General features: G+C 61.3%; 16 protein-coding genes. 11 read left to right on the forward strand and 5 right to left on the reverse strand.

Annotated elements, in window-relative coordinates; all coding sequences use genetic code 11:
- Nucleotides 1–203: 203 nt before the first annotated feature.
- The gene (locus tag R1T40_RS19625; RefSeq protein WP_394805003.1) at nucleotides 204–2648 is read left to right on the forward strand and encodes an ATP-binding protein; all 2445 of its coding nucleotides are present in this window, start codon (nucleotides 204–206) and stop codon (nucleotides 2646–2648) included.
- Nucleotides 2649–2736: 88 nt separating this feature from the next.
- Here R1T40_RS19625 and R1T40_RS19630 read toward each other — a convergent pair whose 3' ends face one another.
- The 4 genes from R1T40_RS19630 to R1T40_RS19645 are packed head-to-tail and all read right to left on the reverse strand — an operon-like array spanning nucleotide 2737 to nucleotide 6511.
- Nucleotides 2737–3519, reverse strand: coding sequence for a heme ABC transporter ATP-binding protein (locus R1T40_RS19630; protein WP_317385340.1), 783 nt, complete (start codon nucleotides 3517–3519; stop codon nucleotides 2737–2739).
- Nucleotides 3516–4604, reverse strand: a complete 1089-nt coding sequence (locus R1T40_RS19635) for a FecCD family ABC transporter permease (protein WP_317385341.1) — start codon at nucleotides 4602–4604, stop codon at nucleotides 3516–3518. Before R1T40_RS19635 ends, R1T40_RS19630 begins: the two co-directional genes overlap by 4 nt.
- A 3-nt stretch (nucleotides 4605–4607) precedes the next feature.
- Nucleotides 4608–5456, reverse strand: coding sequence for a heme/hemin ABC transporter substrate-binding protein (locus tag R1T40_RS19640; protein ID WP_317385342.1), 849 nt, complete (start codon nucleotides 5454–5456; stop codon nucleotides 4608–4610).
- Nucleotides 5456–6511, reverse strand: coding sequence for a hemin-degrading factor (locus R1T40_RS19645; protein ID WP_317385343.1), 1056 nt, complete (start codon nucleotides 6509–6511; stop codon nucleotides 5456–5458). The genes R1T40_RS19640 and R1T40_RS19645 overlap by 1 nt, the downstream gene beginning before the upstream one ends.
- 254 nt (nucleotides 6512–6765) lie before the next feature.
- Between R1T40_RS19645 and R1T40_RS19650 the strand changes: the two genes are divergently transcribed.
- The 10 genes from R1T40_RS19650 (at nucleotide 6766) to R1T40_RS19695 (ending at nucleotide 16186) form a co-directional block, all read left to right on the forward strand.
- Nucleotides 6766–8757, forward strand: coding sequence for a TonB-dependent receptor domain-containing protein (locus R1T40_RS19650; protein WP_317385344.1), 1992 nt, complete (start codon nucleotides 6766–6768; stop codon nucleotides 8755–8757).
- Between the two features lie 13 nt (nucleotides 8758–8770).
- Nucleotides 8771–9217, forward strand: coding sequence for a hypothetical protein (locus tag R1T40_RS19655; RefSeq protein ID WP_317385345.1), 447 nt, complete (start codon nucleotides 8771–8773; stop codon nucleotides 9215–9217).
- Nucleotides 9214–9894 (forward strand): MotA/TolQ/ExbB proton channel family protein, encoded by a 681-nt coding sequence (locus R1T40_RS19660; RefSeq protein WP_317385346.1) that lies wholly within the window; start codon nucleotides 9214–9216, stop codon nucleotides 9892–9894. Before R1T40_RS19655 ends, R1T40_RS19660 begins: the two co-directional genes overlap by 4 nt.
- Entirely contained in the window at nucleotides 9894–10286 is a 393-nt protein-coding gene (locus tag R1T40_RS19665; protein ID WP_317385347.1) for an ExbD/TolR family protein, read from the forward strand. Before R1T40_RS19660 ends, R1T40_RS19665 begins: the two co-directional genes overlap by 1 nt.
- 4 nt (nucleotides 10287–10290) lie before the next feature.
- Complete coding sequence (locus R1T40_RS19670; protein ID WP_317385348.1) at nucleotides 10291–10686, forward strand: ExbD/TolR family protein; 396 nt, start codon at nucleotides 10291–10293, stop codon at nucleotides 10684–10686.
- Nucleotides 10683–11597 carry an energy transducer TonB family protein gene (locus R1T40_RS19675; protein WP_317385349.1) on the forward strand — a complete coding sequence of 305 codons (915 nt, stop codon included), beginning with the start codon at nucleotides 10683–10685 and terminating at the stop codon, nucleotides 11595–11597. Before R1T40_RS19670 ends, R1T40_RS19675 begins: the two co-directional genes overlap by 4 nt.
- Nucleotides 11598–11830: 233 nt before the next feature.
- On the forward strand, nucleotides 11831–13078 hold the full coding sequence (locus tag R1T40_RS19680) for an NAD(P)/FAD-dependent oxidoreductase (RefSeq protein ID WP_317385350.1): 1248 nt from the start codon (nucleotides 11831–11833) through the stop codon (nucleotides 13076–13078).
- A gap of 36 nt (nucleotides 13079–13114) precedes the next feature.
- A complete protein-coding gene (locus R1T40_RS19685; RefSeq protein ID WP_317385351.1) occupies nucleotides 13115–14092 on the forward strand; it encodes a TRAP transporter substrate-binding protein in 978 nt (325 codons plus the stop codon).
- Between the two features lie 79 nt (nucleotides 14093–14171).
- Complete coding sequence (locus tag R1T40_RS19690) at nucleotides 14172–14885, forward strand: TRAP transporter small permease (protein ID WP_106163902.1); 714 nt, start codon at nucleotides 14172–14174, stop codon at nucleotides 14883–14885.
- A complete protein-coding gene (locus R1T40_RS19695; protein WP_317385352.1) occupies nucleotides 14882–16186 on the forward strand; it encodes a TRAP transporter large permease in 1305 nt (434 codons plus the stop codon). Before R1T40_RS19690 ends, R1T40_RS19695 begins: the two co-directional genes overlap by 4 nt.
- 58 nt (nucleotides 16187–16244) lie before the next feature.
- Here R1T40_RS19695 and R1T40_RS19700 read toward each other — a convergent pair whose 3' ends face one another.
- Nucleotides 16245–17696 (reverse strand): aldehyde dehydrogenase family protein, encoded by a 1452-nt coding sequence (locus tag R1T40_RS19700; protein WP_317385353.1) that lies wholly within the window; start codon nucleotides 17694–17696, stop codon nucleotides 16245–16247.
- Between the last annotated feature and the right edge of the window lie 435 nt (nucleotides 17697–18131).

Genomic DNA, 18131 nt, shown 5'->3' on the forward strand with positions numbered 1-18131 from the left:
TCAATCTCTTACGTTTCTTGCTCAATAGATTTCAATCTTTCAAAGTTTCGCATGTCTTCGGGGCAGGCGCTGGAATGATTGTGGGTTAACGATCCGGGAAGTTTTAGCTGCGAGAATGTAGCCAGTCATCTTGTTGAGGATCCTGTTATGACACGGAGGCATAAGCGGTGCGCCATTGGGGCCGAGTAGCCGGTTTGGCTGTGGTGAATCGGACCTATCTGCCAACATTGATCGCATTGCTTGTGGTCATTGTCGCGCTGATTTTCGCAGAGCAACAGAACCGGACGATCCACCAACAAAGCCTGCGCGCGGATGTGCAGAGCGAGGCCGGTTTGATCCGATCTCGCCTTGAAGGGCATCTGAATGCCGACCTCCAGCTGATCAAGGGACTGGTGGCCGTTCTGGCGCTTGATCGGACCATGTCACAGGAGCGTTTCAGCGAGATCGCCTCGATCGCCGTCGGCGACATGCCAGAAATCTTGAACATCGCGGTTGCGCCAGATCTCGTGGTGACGATGGTCTATCCGTATGAACGCAACAAGGCCGCCCTCGGCTTGGACTACAATCAAAACGATGCCCAAAGAGAAGCCGCACTGCGTGCGCGCGACATTGACAATGTGGTGCTGGCAGGCCCTGTCGAGCTGGTTCAGGGGGGGCGCGGGTTCATCGGTCGTTTTCCGATCTTTGTCGATGAAGGCGACGAACGGCGATTCTGGGGCATCGTTTCAACGGTTGTGGATGCCCAGATTGTCTATGCGGATGCCGGACTGACCGACGCAAGCGCGACACTCGATATCGCCTTGGCTGGACGTGATGGCATGGGAGAGCAAGGCGACGTCTTTTACGGAGATGGGGCGATTTTTGAGCGCGATGCCGTTCTGATGGATATCGCCCTGCCGACGGGAACCTGGCAAATGGCAGCGACCCCGCGCGGTGGCTGGTCCAGTGAGCCGCAGAATCTGTGGCCTATGCGCTTGATCCTGCTCACGGCTGGCGTTCTGATCATCGTTCCCACCTATATGGCCTGCCGGTTGTCCGCTATCCGGCGCAGCGCGATCAAGAAACTGCGCACGCGCGAACAGGAGTTGCAGCACAAGCAGGTGGAGCTGGAGCAACTGTCGACCGTGGCTCAGAATGCCTCCGACAGCATCATTCTTTCCGGAGCTGACGGCTGTATCTTTTGGGTCAATGCCGCCTTTACCCGAATGACCGGCTACAGCATCGAAGAGGCAAAGGGGCAGCGGCCGGGCGATCTTTTGAACGGGGCGGAGACCGACCTGACCACGGTTCGGGAGATCGCCGAACATATCGCGCGCGGTGAGCGTTTGCACAGGCAAATCCTGAACTATACCAAGTCGGGCGAGAAAATCTGGGTCGATACAAACCTTGTGCCGGTGCAGGATGAAACTGGCGAACTGCGCATGGTGATCGGGATCGAACGCGATGTCACCGCATCCAAACGCAATGCGGCAGAGCTTGCCGATGCAAAGCTGGCCGCCGAAAAGGCAGACCGCGCCAAGTCCGAGTTCCTTGCGAACATGAGCCATGAAATCCGCACGCCCATGAACGGTATCATCGGGATGGCTGATCTCCTGTCGGAGTCCGATCTGCCGGAAGAGGAAGAGCAATACGTGCAGGTCATTCGCACGTCGTCCAAGGCGCTTCTGAAGATTATCAATGATATCCTTGATTTGTCTCGTCTCGAGTCGGGTAAGCTGTCGCTGACAGATGTGGATTTCAACCTTGAAACATGTGTCGAAAGCGCGGTCGACTTGTTGCGGCCTGTCGCGCAGGACAAGGCGCTTTTGCTGAACGTCGACTATGCGCCCGACCTGCCGGACCGGGTGCGCACGGACGATGGTCGGTTGCGGCAAATCCTCGTGAACCTCGTCGGGAACGCCGTCAAATTCACCTCTTCCGGGCGGATCGATGTCCGCGTGATGCGTGCCAAGGGCAACCCCTATGCGTTGACCATTGATGTCGACGATACCGGGATTGGGCTGTCGCAACTTCAGTTGCGCAATATTTTTGAGCGGTTCTCACAAGCGGATGCAGCGACGACGCGTGCGTTTGGTGGTACCGGACTCGGTCTTACGATTTCCCGCCATCTGGCCAGTCAGATGGGAGGCGACATCACTGTGTGCTCTCGGCCGGGCGAGGGCAGCTGCTTTTCACTCCATGTCCAGTGCAAACCGCCGGTGGGCGAGCTGGAGGCACCCGCGGCCAGGTTGGAACCCGATCTAGACCGCATTCGCGGCAGCAAGGTTCTCCTGGCGGAGGACAATCGCACAAATCGTCTGTTGATCCGCAAATATCTCTCTGACCTGTCGGTTGAATTGATCGAGGCACAGAACGGACTGGAGGCGGTTGAGCTCTGCGCGAGTTGTCAGCCGGATGTGGTGCTGATGGACATGTCCATGCCCGTGATGGATGGGCTCACGGCCACGCGTTTGATCCGCAACGAGCAGAGCTTTCAACCACCCATTGTAGCGCTGACCGCCAATGCCTTTGCCAGCGACAGGGAGGCCTGCGCGGCGGCTGGCATGAATTCCTTCCTGTCCAAGCCGATCAACAAGCAGCATCTGCTGCGCTGCATGGCTTCGGTGATGGCAGGGCCCGATACCGTGTCCCAGGTTGCGTCGGCTTGATTGCGGTGCGCGGTCTTGGGGCTTCGAAAAACCAAAGGCCGGCTGTGGTGAAGCGCGAGCCTTTGGCATCGGTGTCAGGGCGTTCAGATCATGTTCTTGCGGTTTGTGGCAGGACAAATACGCCCACATCTGGCGGCACGATCCCGGTGCGCAGGGGGCAGCCGTAAACATCCGACAGCCGCGCGTCGGTGAGGACCTCGGCAACCGGGCCAGCACCTGCGGTGTGTCCCGCGGCCATGACATGCACATGGTCGGCATACATTGCGGTCAGGTTGAGGTCGTGCATCACTGCAATCACCCCGCCTCCGCCCTGCGCAAACTCCCGCGCCAGATCCATCACCGTCAGCTGATGTGCGATATCCAGACTGGAGACCGGTTCGTCGAGAAACAGCCAGCACGGATGACCATCACGCCGGGGTTGGCCAACCTGCGCCAGGACGCGGGCAAGCTGAACGCGTTGCTGCTCGCCGCCGGAAAGCTCCTGATAGAGGCGCCCGGCGTAGCCGGCGAGGTCCACACGGGTGAGCGCTTCAAACGGGCGATCAGGGTGGTTGGCGTCGATCCCGGCGGCAAGCCCGAGGCGCACAACCTCCAAAACGGTAAAGGGAAAGGCCAGCGTGGTTGCTTGTGGCAGTACCCCACGTAGGCTTGACAGTTCCCACGGTTTATAACCCTGCAAACTGCGCCCGTTCAGGGTGAGTTTGCCGTCGCAGGGCAACTCTCCCACCATGGCTTTCAGCAGGGTGGACTTGCCGGATCCGTTTGGGCCGACGATGGCAGAGACCTCTCCGGGGCGTGCGGTGAAGCACACGTCGTCGAGGATCTGCTTCTTGCCGATGGTCAGGCTGATGTGATCTGCGTGCATGGTCATTGATCCACCAGCCCCCGACGCTTTAGCAGGATCCACAGGAACACCGGCGCCCCTAGGACGGCCGTGACAATGCCGATGGGCAGTTCCGCCGGCGCGATGATTGTGCGGCTGATCAAGTCTGCACCCAACAGCAGTGCTCCGCCCAGCAATGCCGCATTCGGGAGCAATGTGCCGTGATCCGGACCTGTCGCCAGGCGCAGCACATGCGGCACCACGATGCCGACAAAGCCAATGCCGCCGGTTGCAGCAACCGCGACACCCGTGGCCGCCGCCACCGAGAAGATGGCAGCATTCTTCATGCGTTGGACTGGTATCCCCATATGCGCTGCCGCCGCTTCTCCCAGTGCAAGGCAGTTCAAGCCATGCGCCAGCCAGGTTGAGCCCGCGATGGCCAGCAGGATCACGGGACCGGCGATCATGGATTTTTCCCAGGTCGCGCCCGCCAGCGACCCCATTGACCAGAACGTCAGGTCACGCAGTTGCTGATCGTCCGCCATGTAGACAAGGATACCCGAAACTGCGCCCGCCAGTGCCCCAAGGGCGATCCCGGCCAGCAACATGGTCGCAACCGAAGTGCGCCCGCCCCTGGTGGACACTCTGTACAGGACCAGAGTGCTGCCCCAGCCACCGACAAAGGCTGCGACGGGCGTGACGTAGCTGCCAAAAAGGCTTTGCAGCCCAACGGGCAACAGTCCGCCCAGAACAATAGAGATGATCGCCCCCAGTCCCGCTCCGGCCCCGACGCCCACCAGTCCGGGGTCCGCCAGAGGGTTGCGAAACAACCCCTGCATCACCGCGCCCGAAACCGCCAGCGCCGCGCCCACCAAGACGCAGAGGATGATCCGAGGCAGGCGAATGTCCCAGAGGACCACGCGCTCCAGCGTCGTCAGCTCCTCGCCCGAGAGAAATTTGCCAAGCGCCCCCCACAGCGAGATGTCTGAAGCCCCCAGCGCGAGGTTGACCACAACGGCGATGGCGAGCAGGCCAACTAGAAGGACGCTAAGCCGTCGCGCCAGGATGCGGCGGTCAAGGGGGCGCGCCTGATTTGAGAGGCTGTGAGGGCTGGGTTCACTTAACGCGACCATGGATCACAACCCCTCATAAAGTGCGCGGGCGAGATCCATCGCGGCGTCGGCTGTGCGTGGGCCGAACCCTAGCAGATAGAGGCCATTCATCCGCACAACGGATTTGGTCTTGGCCGCCGGGGTGGTGACAATGGCAGGCAAAGCCAAAAATTCGGCATCGGGTGCACCATGATCGCCGCCCCGATCCATCATCAGAATAACCTCTGGGGCTGCCCGGGATACGGCCTCATCGGTCATCAGCTTGTAGCCCTCGAAATCGCTCAGCGCATTGATGCCACCCGCCATCCGGATAATGCCATCAGCAGCGGTATGCGTGCCCGAGGCCATGATGCGCCCGCCGCGGGTGGAAAGGATGAACAACACGCGTTTGCGTTCTGATTCCGGCAGCGATGCGGTCTTTGCGGCAACCGCGTCCAGCCCGGTGCTCAGGTCCTCGGCAAGAACGGCGGCTTCCTCTTCCAGCTCGAGCGCGGTGCCAACGGCTGCGACCTTTGCGAGGATGCCCGCGCCATCAAACCCATCGGGCACTTCGACAAACGGAATTTCTGCACGGGTCAACACCTCCAGCGTTTCCATCGGGCCAGCGCCAGCTTCTGAGATGATAAGGTCCGGGTCCACCGACAGCACCCCTTCGGGCGACAGGGCGCGGATGTAGCCGACGTTCGGCAGGTCATTGGCGGCCTCTGGGTAGGTGGAGGTGGTGTCCCGGGCAATCAGCCGGTCACCGGCGCCCAATGCGTAGATGATCTCAGTGACGGAGCCGCCGATGGACAACACCCGATCCGCAGCCTGTGCGGCGAAGGAAGAGCAGAGCAGGGCGGACAGGCTGGCGGCGAGGAGCGTACGACGCATCAGACCAGCTCCTCTTGCTGAGTGCGGGGCAGGGCGGACAGGATTTCCTGCCACGCCGGGCGGCTGTCGAGTTCTTCGGTGCGGCGGCCAAAGATCTGCAGGATGATGCCTCCCTCGGCATCAAAGGCCTCCAGCGACAGGGCGGGGCCGCGCTGGGTCGGTTTGCTGACCGCGTAGACCTCGGCAATATGGTCCAACCGCAGATGCAGGTTGAAGCGCGGATCCATCACGTTTTGCCAAGGACCCATCGCCTTCAGCGTTTCGATTGCGCCGCCGTGGATCTGGATGCAGCCGCGGTTGCCGACAAACAGCATCACCTCGGTGCCGCTGCCCGCCAGTGCCTGCAGGGCTGCGTCCACGGCGCCGGTGTCGAGGCGATCAACATAGGGCGCGCCGACGTGGCGATAGGCGCCCAGACGGTTCATCTTCAGCTTCGAGGTCAGGCGCAGGAACTGATGGGTGTCGGTCATCTTGGACCATTCGCTGCGCAGCAGGTCCAGCTTGTCATGGTTGACCTTCGGGGTCTCGGCCGGCTTGCGGGGCGCGACCTCCAGCGTGTCGGAGCTGTCGCCATTGGCCAGTTCGGCGATCACTTCTGCCCAGGCCGCGTGGTTTGAGGTGTCACGCAGGTGGATCTTGTGCACCGCATCACCCGCCGCATCAAAGACCTGGATCGAGCGTTTTACGCCCGCGTCGGTCTCGGTCTCCACCGCAAAGGCGCTGACCCAATGGGATGGGAATAGCCGCAGGTCGATCTCCGGTTGCAGGATCATCGCCGCATGCGGGCCGCTTTTGTAGTTGCCATAGGTGCCAACGCGCTCATGCACGCAGGAGGCGTTCCGCGTCAGCGCCATCACTTCGCCCAGTCGTTCGATGCGTGGCATCAGCTCAGCAGGATGTGCCGTCAGTCGTGTCGATCCTTGGCCAGTATAGGCCGCAACAAGCTGCGCCTCTGCCAAGCCGTAGGTGTCGCAGAAATCCCGTGCGCGCAGAGAGGCTTTCTCGGCGCGCAGAGTGCGAATGTCTTCTGCCGAAGTGGGTCTGTCCTGATCCATCAGGGTCCTCGATTCTTGTGTCTGGGGATACTGCTGGCGTGCGCCCATGGGATGGGGCGATCAGGCTGACATCCGGTGCGAGAGAGTCATATGCGCATCGGGATTTTTCTTGACAGAAATAGTAAATTAAATTAGGCGCCGCAAGTGCGAAGGCTTGGTGACAGAGAATAATCGGGCCACTCAACGCGCCAGACACCAAGCCAGCCCCAAGGCGAGCATGCGGTATCGACTTGCATCAGACCTATGGGGACGACATGAAAATCAACAAAATGCGCCGGGCACTGTTGTGCTCTGCATCAGGCATGGCGCTGGCCGTGACTGCAACCGTCAGTGCGGCACAGGATCCGGATGACGGTGACGGGTTCCTCGGCCTGCTCGTGCTTGGCAACAACAAGCGCGATGTGCAGACAGATACCGCGACGCCGGAAACCGTTATCAACGCCGCGGAAATTCAGGACCGTCAGGCGGGTAGTGTTGCCGAACTTATCGATTCCGTTCCCGGCGTGACGCTGGTGAACGCTGGCACGCCCACCGGCGCGGGGATCAACATTCGCGGCTATGGCGCCGATGGCACCTACGGGTCGAACCAAAAGGTTCAAATCCAGCTTGATGGCGCGACGATGGGGTCCGAAGAACTCTATCGCATCGGCACTCAGCTCTATACCGACCCGGCCCTGTTTCGCGAGGTTTCGGTGATCCGCGGCACCGTGGGGTCCTACGAGTATGGCTCTGGCGTGATCGGTGGGGTGGTGAACCTGGAGACCATTGACGCCGCTGATCTGACCGAGGGCGAGATCGGCCTCTCCGGGCGGCAAACGTTTGAGTATTACGGCAACGCCAACACCCGCGTCAGCTCCACCATTCTTGGCTGGCAGCCGACCGAGAATCTGGAATTCCTGCTGAACTACACCTACCGCGAGCAGGGCAACTATACCGATGGCGATGGCAACGAGGTGGCCAACACCGGCTACGAGCTGCCATCCTATCTGGTGAAGGGGCGGTACAGCTTTGGCGACAACGCCAACCAGTCGCTGACGTTCTCGCATTCGCAGACGACTTCGGATGAGAAGGACGTGCCCTATGACGCCTTCGCCAGCATCCCGTTTGGCAATGTGGACCGCTATACCGAGACCACAACAACCAGCCTGCAATATGCCTACAACCCGCTGGGCAACGATCTGGTCGACCTGACCGCGACCCTGTCCTACGCTGATCAGTATATCGAACAGGATGAGGTCGGCAGCACCGGCTCTGCCTTGCTCAACGCCGACCATCGGTATGAGACCACCAAGCTGACGGTGAAAAACACCTCGCTTTTCAATGCCTTTGGTGCGGAGCACAATCTGCGGGCAGGCGGGGAGATCATCCGCAAGGAACGTCTCGATGCCTCCTCCGCGCCGGGCGGTACTGACAAGCGGTTTGCCCTGTTTGCGATCGACGAGATCGACTTTGGCAATGGGTTCAGCCTGACCCCGGCGATGCGCTACGAGACACAGGACATCAGGTCCAGCTCGGACGGCAGCTATGTCACCGCAGGCGAAAGCTTCGACAACAGCGAGTTGATGGGCGGGATCTCTGCGCGCTACGCCTTTGACAGTGGTTTTGCCGTGTTCGGCTCCGTGGCTTATACTGCTGGCCTGCCGATCCTCGATGATTTCGACTATGCCACCTACGCAACATACATGACCCAGAGCGAGAAGGCCGTGACCTATGAACTGGGCGCCTCCTACGACAAGGTCGGGGTGTTCAGCGGTGACGACACGCTGCGGGCGAAGGTGAACCTCTGGCAGACCCGGCTATGGGACTACACGTCGGGCACCGACTACGCGAGTGTTGACCGTGTAAACACCGAGGGTGTGGAGATCGAGGCGTCCTACAGTCATGGCTCCGGCGCCTACGTGGATATGAATGCGAATATGTCCAGTGGCGAGTGGTCCTATGTGGACGGCACCACCGCCGACTATACCCGCATGCCCGCCAACAGCCTTGGCCTTACCGTCGGTAAGAAGTTCAACGACACGCTGGATCTGTCGTGGGAAGCAGTGCTGACCAAGGACATCCGCAGCACGCCCGGCTATGCGGTCCACAATCTGCGCGCCACCTACGCCATCGACACCGGGTTCCTGAAAGAGGCGGAGCTGCGTCTGGGCGTCGAGAACATCTTTGACAAGCAGTACACGCCGCATCTGGCGACCCGTGCCGCGTCTGGCCGCAATATCAAGCTCTCGCTGGCTGCAGCCTTCTAAAGGAGTAGATGTCATGACTAACCTGAGCCAGGTCCATGCCTTTGCTCTTGCGGCAGCTGTCCTTTCCTCCCTCGGGGGGGCATCTGCAGCCGGGGCGGAGGATACCCCGCCACAGTCGGGTGTTCAGATCGAACTGAACGCGCTTCAGGATCAAGGCAGCGCGTGTCGCTTGTCCTTTCTCGCGCAGAACACCCACGCCACGGATATCGAGGAGGCGGTCTACGAGACCGTCCTCTTCGACCAGTCCGGAGGCGTGATGACCTTCACCCTGTTTGATTTTCGCGACCTGCCAGCGGGGCGTCCGCGGGTCCGGCAGTTCGATCTGCCCGATATTGCCTGCGACGATGTGGGCCGGGTTCTGATCAATGGTGCCAGCAGCTGCATCGCGGATGGCGGCAATGCGCTCTGCGAAACGGGGCTAGACCTCAAAAGCCGCACCGACGTGGAGCTTCTGGGATGATGCACCTGTCTGATGTCTGGTCTGGCCTGCTGGGGTCGCTCGCGGAGGTGATCGCGATCGGTGGACCCGTGGTTGTCCTCCTGCTGGCCCTGTCCGTGGTGAGTGCGGCGACGGTGCTTTATAAATTCTGGCAGTTCCGCCGCGCAGGTGTGGGGCGGCATCGTCGCGTCAAATTGGCTCTCGCGGCCTATGAGCGTGGCGACTGCAAAACTGCGGAGGCACTCTTGTCAGACTCGCAAAGCTACCTTGTCGCGCCGGTGAAGCGGGCGTTGCGTGGAGGTACGGCTGATGATGCCTCTGCGGTATCTGATCGCTGCGATTCAGAGGCCGAAGCGCTGTTCCTGCGGCTTGAGACCGGACTGGGCTTTCTTGATATGGTCGCACAGCTCGCGCCCCTCATTGGCCTGTTTGGCACGGTGCTGGGCATGATCGAGGCGTTTCAGGGGCTGCAATCTGCGGGAACCTCGGTGGATCCCACTGTACTTGCTGGCGGTATCTGGGTCGCACTGCTGACCACTGCGGCGGGGCTTGCGGTTGCGATGCCGGTGGCGGCTGTCCACGGCTGGCTCAGCGGCGCGGTTGAACGGGACCGGGTCTTTGCCAACACGGCGCTGCGGCAGGCCTTCGCCCCGGATGCAGACTGCGGGGCACAGCACACCCCGCGCGAGGCGGCCTGATGGCACTGCGACTGAGCAAACGGCATGCGCGGCGGTTGTCGATGACCTCGCTGATCGACGTGATTTTTCTGTTGCTGCTGTTCTTTATGCTGTCGTCGACATTTTCCCGGTTCGGCACCGTTGACCTGATGGCAGCGGAGGCCGCGCAGGGCACATCGGGCGAGACCCGCTCGCTGTTTCTCAGACTTACGCCAGACCAGATTTCCCTCAACGGTGAGGTGGTGGCGGTTGACGCGATAGAGGCGCGGTTGGTTTCTCTCAGGTCAGACCGTGACGCCGAAGAAACCCAAGTACTGGTCAGTCTGGCTGGCACGGTGACCTCTCAGCGGTTGGTCGATGTACTGGCGGTTCTGCGTCAGCAGCCGAAACTGGCCGTGACGGTGCTGGGGTAGGGCCATGCTGTCACGCCGTCGCGCAAACAAAAGCCATCGTGAACCGACCATTGCCCTGATCAATGTGGTGTTCCTGATGCTTGTGTTCTTCATGGTTGCGGGCTCGCTTGCGCCATCGATGGATCCGGCCGTGCGTCTGGTCGAAGCCTCTGACCTGGAGGCCAGCCCACCACCAGATGCGCTGGTGATCCGCGCTGACGGCAGTCTGAGTTTTCGGGGTGCAGAACTGACCTCGCCCGAGGCCTATGTGCGCATCGTGTGGGAAGAGCAGGAGAACTTTGCGGCGCGGCTTGTTCCGGATCGTGCCCTGCCTGCCGCGCAGCTGTTGCGTGTCGCCAAGGAACTGCGCGCACTGGGGGCCTCCCGCATTTCGCTGTTGTCGGAACGGAATATGCCATGATCCCTCGGTCACCACTCATTGCCAGCCTTTCGGTCTGTGTGGCGCTCGCGGCGCATGCGGCGTTCCTTGTGGATATGGGGGCGGCCTCTGTCGAGATTGAGGGCGGTGGCAGCGTCGCGCCAGCGGCATTGGGCAGCAGCTTCGCCGACCTCGCGCAGGGCCGCGCATCGCCGGTGGAGGCAGAGACGTTGCCTGACACCCAGCAGGTCACAGAGCCGGTGCCGCCGACGCAAACCACATCGCAACCGACAGCCGCGCCGACGTCGCCTGCACAGGACGTGACCGCAGTGACGCCTGTTCCCGAAGCGGTCGCACCCGTCGAACAGCCCGCACTCTCGGCTGCTGCATCTACGTCAGTTTCCCCCACCGATGCCGTTTCTGTGGTGGCGTCCGTGCCGGTGGCGAAGGTTGCTGCGGTCCCGCAGTCGGACCTTGCGCCCGACAGTGGTCCGCGCCCCCCCGAGCGCCCGACGCCGCCCCCGGTGGAGGCGACCAAACAGCCTGAAAAGCCTGTTGTGAAACCGGCGACGGCAGCGCCTCGCGGGAACAGTGCCACCAACGCAAGGGCGGGAACCGAAAGCGGGGCGGAAGATCAGCGTGCTGCCCGGGCAAGCAGTGCGCGCGCGGGCAAGTCGACGGATGCTGGCAATGCGGCTGCATCCAATTATCCGGGCCAAGTCATGCGCAAGATCTCGCGTCAGCGGAAACCACGAACCTCGGCGCGCGGGGTGGCGCATATTGCCTTTGCCATCGGGGCCGGAGGGCAGTTGACCACGGTGCGGGTGGCAAAGAGTTCCGGATCTGCAGAGCTGGATCAGCTGGCGGTGCAGCAAATACGACGGGCGGGCCCGTTTCCGCCGCCCCCCGCAGGCGCGCGGACCCGGTTCACCATTGCCATAAAAGGGCGCTAGGGTCTGCGGCTTGCCTGCGGTGCATCAAGCTGGCCTGATCGCATGTGAGAAAGCGCGCGATGGAAGTGCTCGGCAGGCCAGGAGCGCGGCGGATGTCATGAAGCGCCCGGATTTGATGCAAGCGGCACTGCGTCGGCTCTATCATCTCCTGTGATCGGTGAGCGGATGATTTGTATTTGAAATGATGTGTGGTTCCCGACAATCTGATCCGCAACAGGACATAGGATAGAGACATGGGAACTCAGCATATCGTGGTGGTTGGCGCGGGGATCGTGGGCGCGGCCAGCGCCATCTGGTTGCGTCGGGCGGGGCTGGAGGTGACGCTGGTGGACAAAGGCGCGCCGGGCATGGGGGCCTCATATGGCAATGCCTGTATCCTCGCGCGCAGCGCCATCGTGCCGGTCACGACGCCAGGTCTGATCCCCAAAGGGCCACGTTACCTGTTCGATCCGAACTTTCCGCTGTTCATGCGCTGGTCCTATTTGCCGCGGTTGCTGCCTTGGCTGGCCAAATATCTGAAAAACGCCAATGACGCAGACACCCGGCGGATTTCGAAAGGGCTGGCCACCGTCGTGGGGGACAGTGTCGAGCAACACAAGGCGCTGACCGACGGCATGCCCGCTGCGAAATGGATACAGGACAGCGAGTATAATTTTGTCTATCGCGACCGGGCCGCGTTTGAGGCGGATGCCTATACATGGGCCTTGCGCCGCGAGGCCGGGTTTGTCCCAGAGATCATCGAAGGCGACGCCGTGCGGGAGCGCGAGCCGATCCTGTCGCCGGACATGCGTCTTCTGGCCGTGAACAAGGATCACGGCTTCATCCTCAATCCGGGCAGCTATGTGCAGGATCTGGTGACACAGTTTGAGGGGATGGGCGGGCGCTTTCTGCAGGCCGAGGTCAAAGATTTTGAACTTATGGGCGGCCAGATCACTGCTGTCGCGACCGATCAGGGACGCCTCGTGTGCGATAAGGCGGTTCTCTCCGCCGGGGTCTGGTCTGGCGCGTTGATGAAGAAACTGGGGCTTGAGGTGCCGCTGGAGGCGGAGCGCGGCTATCACATCATCTTCAAGAACCCGAGCCAGCGTCCCAACAATCCGATGATGCTGACCGAAGGCAAATTTGTCGCCACGCCCATGGATCAGGGTCTGCGCTGTGCCGGCATTGTCGAATTCGGCGGCCTGAGCGATGTGAAATCCAGAAAACCGCTCGAGATGCTGCGGCGCACGGTGGCGCGGACCTTTCCCGACCTCGACTATACGACCGAGGAAGAGTGGTTGGGCTTCCGGCCTGCGCCCACGGACAGTCTGCCGCTGATTGGCGAGGTGCGGGGCAGCGGCGTCTACACCGCCTTCGGGCATCACCACATCGGGTTGACAGGTGGCCCAAAGACAGGCCGACTGGTGGCCGACATGATTGCGGGCAATTGGCCCAATGCCGATGTGAGCGCCTTTGACCCGATGCGCTTTGCCAAGACATAACGATAAAAAACTATTCAACACGGGAGAACCGAACCTATGAACAAGACACTTTTGAGGACCACCGTTGCCGGTTTTGCGGTCGTCATTGCCGCTGGCGCCGCGCAGGCCGAGACATGGGATATGCCGATGGCCTATGCGTCCTCGAACTTCCATTCCGAGATGGGCGTGGTCTTTGCCGACAAGGTGCGTGAGTACACCGATGGTGAGATCGACATCACCGTGCATCCCGGCGGATCCCTCTTCAAAGGGGGCGAGATCAAGCGTGCGGTACAGACCGGGCAGGCCCCAATTGGCGAACGTTTCATGTCTGCGCACGCCAATGAGGTGCCTTTGCTGGGCTGGGACAACCTGCCGTTCCTTGCCACGTCCTATGCGGACAATGAAAAACTCTGGGCAATCGCCAAGGACAAGGTCAACGCGCAGCTTGCCGATCAGAACCTCGTCACGCTCTATACCTGCCCATGGCCGGGGCAGGGGTTCTATTTCAACAAGGAAGTGAACTCTTCCGAGGACACCCAGGGCGTGAAATTCCGCTCCTACAATACCGCAACGGCGACCTTTGCGGAGGAGCTGGGAATGATCCCGGTACAGGTCGAGGCCGCCGAACTGTCCCAAGCCCTTGCGACCGGCGTGGCGGAAGCGTTCATTTCATCCGGTGCCACCGGCTATGATCGCAAGGTCTGGGAACAGCTCAGCCACTACTACAAGGTGAACGCATGGCTGCCGCGCAACTACGTGATGGTGAACAAGCAGGTCTGGGACGGTCTTGATGCCGAGGTGCAAACCTCGGTCGAAAAAGCCGCCGCAGAGACCGGCGCCGCCTGTGCTGCCAAGTCCGAGGAGCTGGCCAATTGGTATTTTGAACAGCTTGAAGCCAATGGCATGAATGTGGTTGAGGCCGGACCGGAGTTTCTGGCTGAACTGGAAACCATCGGTGCAAAAATGACCGAGGACTGGCTCGCCACTGCGGGTGAGGATGGTCAGGCGATCCTCGACGGTTTCAAGGCAAACTGATCCGCGACGGAGCCGGGAGGCCTTCTGGGCAACCGGCTCCGCCTCCTCTCGATCAGTCTATTCATCCAAAGGACAAGACATGCGTGACTGGCAACCTGTTCTGGGCTTGCCCCTGTGGGTATGGCTCTTCGTTGTGCCAACAGCTCTGATGCTGCTGTGCATTTTGAGACCGGCCGCCATGCGCCGGGTGCTGCAACCGCTCTGGGGCGCGCTGGATCGGATCTATAACGGCGCGGGCGCAATCGCGGCGCTGTTCATGGTGGCGATCCTGCTGTTGATCGTCGGGCAGATGGGGGCGCGCTGGGCGTCACTGACCTTTCCCGGCTCGACCGAATATGCGGGCTATGCGATGGCCGCGACATCGTTCTTTGCACTGGCCTACACACTGACCCACGGGGGGCACATCCGGGTGTCGATCTTTCTGAACCTTGGTGGGCGGCATCATTTCTGGCTCGATGCGGGGGCGATGTTGATTTCGGCTCTGACGGCCACCTATTTTGCCCGCTACGCCATCAAGACAAATGTCCTGTCGGAGATGCTGAATGATCGCACGCAGGGACAGGATTTCGCGCCTGAGTGGCTGCTGACAGCGGTGTCCATGTTCGGAACCTGGCCCTGGAACTGGGCCGCGCTCTGGGCTGAGAGCGGTTCGGGCTGGGTCTATACGCCGGTCTGGCTGCCGCAACTGCCGATGTCGATCGGAACTGTTCTGCTGGCCGTCGCGCTGTGGGACTACCTCGCCCGGATGCTTGTGACCGGTGCGCCGCAGATCAAGGGGGAGGTCCTCGAATGATCGAAATCTACACCACGGTCATTTTCCTCTTTGTCCTGTTCGCACTTTTGGGCGGGTCCGTGTGGATTGGCCTTGCGCTGATGGGCGTCGCTTGGGTTGGGATGGAGCTTTTCACCTCCCGTCCGGCAGGGGATGCCATGATCACCACCATCTGGAGTGGCGCCTCCAGTTGGACGCTCACCGCCTTGCCGCTCTTTATCTGGATGGGAGAGATCCTCTATCGGACCCGATTATCCGAGGACATGTTTCGTGGTCTCGCACCCTGGATGCGGTTCCTGCCCGGCGGGCTTTTGCACACCAATATCGCGGGCTGCACGATCTTTGCCGCTGTCTCCGGCTCCTCGGCGGCAACGCTCAATATGGTGGGCAAGATGTCGATCCCGGAGCTGCGGGCGCGCGGCTACCCCGAGTATATGATCATCGGCACCTTGGCCGGTGCCGCCACACTGGGCCTGATGATCCCGCCCTCGCTGACGCTGATCGTCTATGGTGTCAGCATCAACGAAAGCATCACCAAGCTGTTCATGGCGGGCGTCTTTCCCGGCCTCGTTCTGGCCGGACTGTTCATGCTCTATATCATCGGGTGGCATTTCTTTAGCCCCGCTCAGCGCCCCAAGCCAGAGCCGCGCCTGTCACTGGGCGAAATGATCGCCGAGAGCCGCTTTCTACTGCCGCTCTTTGGTCTGGTCTTTGTGGTCATCGGGTCGATGTACACGGGATTTGCCACCGCGACCGAAGCCGCCGCAGTGGGCGTTCTTGGCGCCTTGGGCCTGTCGCTGATGCAGGGCAGCCTCAGCTGGGCAACGTTTGTCGAAAGCCTGATGGGAGCCACGCGCACATCCGCGATGATTGCCTTCATCCTGATGGGGGCGGCCTTCCTGTCGCTGTCGATGGGGTTCACAGGTCTGCCGCGCGCGCTGGCCGGGCTGATTGATAGCTACAACCTGTCGCCCATTGCCCTGATTGCGGTGCTCACGGTGTTCTACCTGATCCTCGGCATGTTCATGGATGGTCTGTCCTCCGTGGTCCTGACCATGGCCATTGTGGAGCCGATGATCCGGCAAGCGGGAATTGACGTGATCTGGTTCGGTATCTTCCTCGTCGTGGTGATTGAGACCGCGCAGGTGACGCCGCCAATCGGCTTCAACCTCTTTGTGCTGCAAGGCATGACCCGGCACGAGATCTCCTACATTGCCAAGACCGCAGTGCCGATGGTGGCGCTGATGCTTCTGATGGTGGTGATCCTTGTGGTCTGGCCAGAACTGGCCACATGGTTGCCGGAGAATATTCGGCGGCAGTAGGACGCTTTAACGGCAAAGGCCGCCCTAGGTGGGGCGGCCTTTGCGTTTCGCTGATTGCTCAGCGCAGGCGGATTGCAATGTTCTTTGTCTGCACGTAGTTCCACAGCGCCTCACGCCCTTTTTCGCGGCCATATCCGGATTTTCCGACACCGCCAAATGGCGTCTCCACCCCACCGGCATACCATTCATTGACGAACACCTGACCTGCGCGGATCTGACGGGCGGCGCGGGTGGCGCGGTCCAGATCGCGGGTAAATACGCCGCCGACCAGCCCATAATCCGTGGAGTTGGCGATCGCGATGGCCTCCGCCTCGTCCTTGAAGGTCAGGACGGACAGAACCGGGCCAAAAACCTCGTTGCGCGCGATGTCCATGTCCGGGGTCACGTCGGCGACCACCGTTGGCTGCAAAAAGGCACCCGGATGGTTTGGCGCCCGCCCCCCTGTCACCAGGCGCGCGCCCTGTTCCTCCGCACGTGCCACCATGGCGACGGCGCGATTGCGCTGCGCCTCGGAGACCATGGCCCCCATGTTGGGCCCGAACTCTGTGCGCTCCACTCCGGGTCCAACCGACAGGCCGGTTGCAATGGTTTCGGCGCGCGCGATCAGTTCCTCGGCGCGGCTCTCATGCACGATCACCCGGCTCATGGCCGAACACACCTGTCCTGCGTTAAAGTAGATCCCCCAGCGAATATCGTTCTCAAACGCTTCCAGATCGGCGTCGTCGTGCACGATGGCCGCGGACTTTCCACCCAGCTCAAGCACGCAGGGCACCACGTTTTGCGCTGCCGCCTTGGCAATGGCGACCCCGGTGGGAACGGAGCCGGTAAAGACGATCTGGTTCACATCCGGGTGGCCTGCCAGCGCGGCACCTGCCTCATGCCCATAGCCGCAGATCACGTTCACCGTGCCCGCCGGAAACCCCGCGGCCGTTGCGGCATGGGCGAACCAGGCGTTGGTCAGTGGCGTCAGCTCCGGGCTCTTGATCACGCAGGCATTGCCGGTCGCCAGCGCCGCCGAGAGCGAGCGGGCCGTCATCTCCACCGGATAGTTCCACGGGATGATTTGGGCCGACACCCCCATTGGTTCATAGTCGGTGAAGTCGTAGTAGCCTGCGCCGAGCGGGATTGACCGGCCTTCGATCGTACTGGCCTGGTTGCCGTAGTATTCGAAGTAGAGGGCAGCGCCTTCCACCTCGACCACCGCTTCCCACAGCGGTTTGCCCTGTTCCAGGACCAGGGTAAGCGCAATCTCGTCCTTGTGTTCCAGCAGGTAGCGGCCCATGGCCTGCACCATACGGCCCCGTTCGATCGGGCGCATATGGCTGAGGGCGCCGGAGAGATGCACGGCCCGCGCAGCCTGCACGGCGCGATCCACATCAGCAGCGTCTGCCAAGGCGTGTTCGGCGATTTTCTCGCCACTGGCCGGGTCCAAAACGTCAATACGCCCCGCACCGCCATCCACCCAGTCCCCGGCGATGTGGTTTTTCCAGTAGGCAGGCAGCTCGGTCATCGTTCTATCCTTTGAGTGGCGGCACTCTGCGCCGCGAGTTTTAGGGCCGGAGCATTCATGCGCTGCGTATCGGCGCAGCCGAGTGGAGCAGAGGTGGCACGCTGTTCCAAACGGGAAAACGGCGTGTAGGCCCTCCGAGGCGACATGGTGGCGTTGGTGGCAGTGAAATCAGTGTGGTGAATTTGAACTAAATCGCTCCAAAAGAAAGGCGCAAATTCGCGTTATTCTTCCGTGAGGGCAGCGGAGTATATGCGTAAAGCGCCTTCGATTTCATCGAAAATTAAGGGCGTGCAGAGCAGTCTTCTGGCTGAATGATACTGGAGATGATGTTTGGCCCTCGTTGTCACTCAGCAATGCAAAATGCGCCAGCGGACCTGTTTCGATGGGCATGATACCGCTCTGCCAGCCGCGATCTGCTTTGCCAATCTCTCCTTG

This window comes from Tritonibacter scottomollicae, assembly GCF_032924845.1.
GTDB lineage: Bacteria > Pseudomonadota > Alphaproteobacteria > Rhodobacterales > Rhodobacteraceae > Epibacterium > Epibacterium scottomollicae.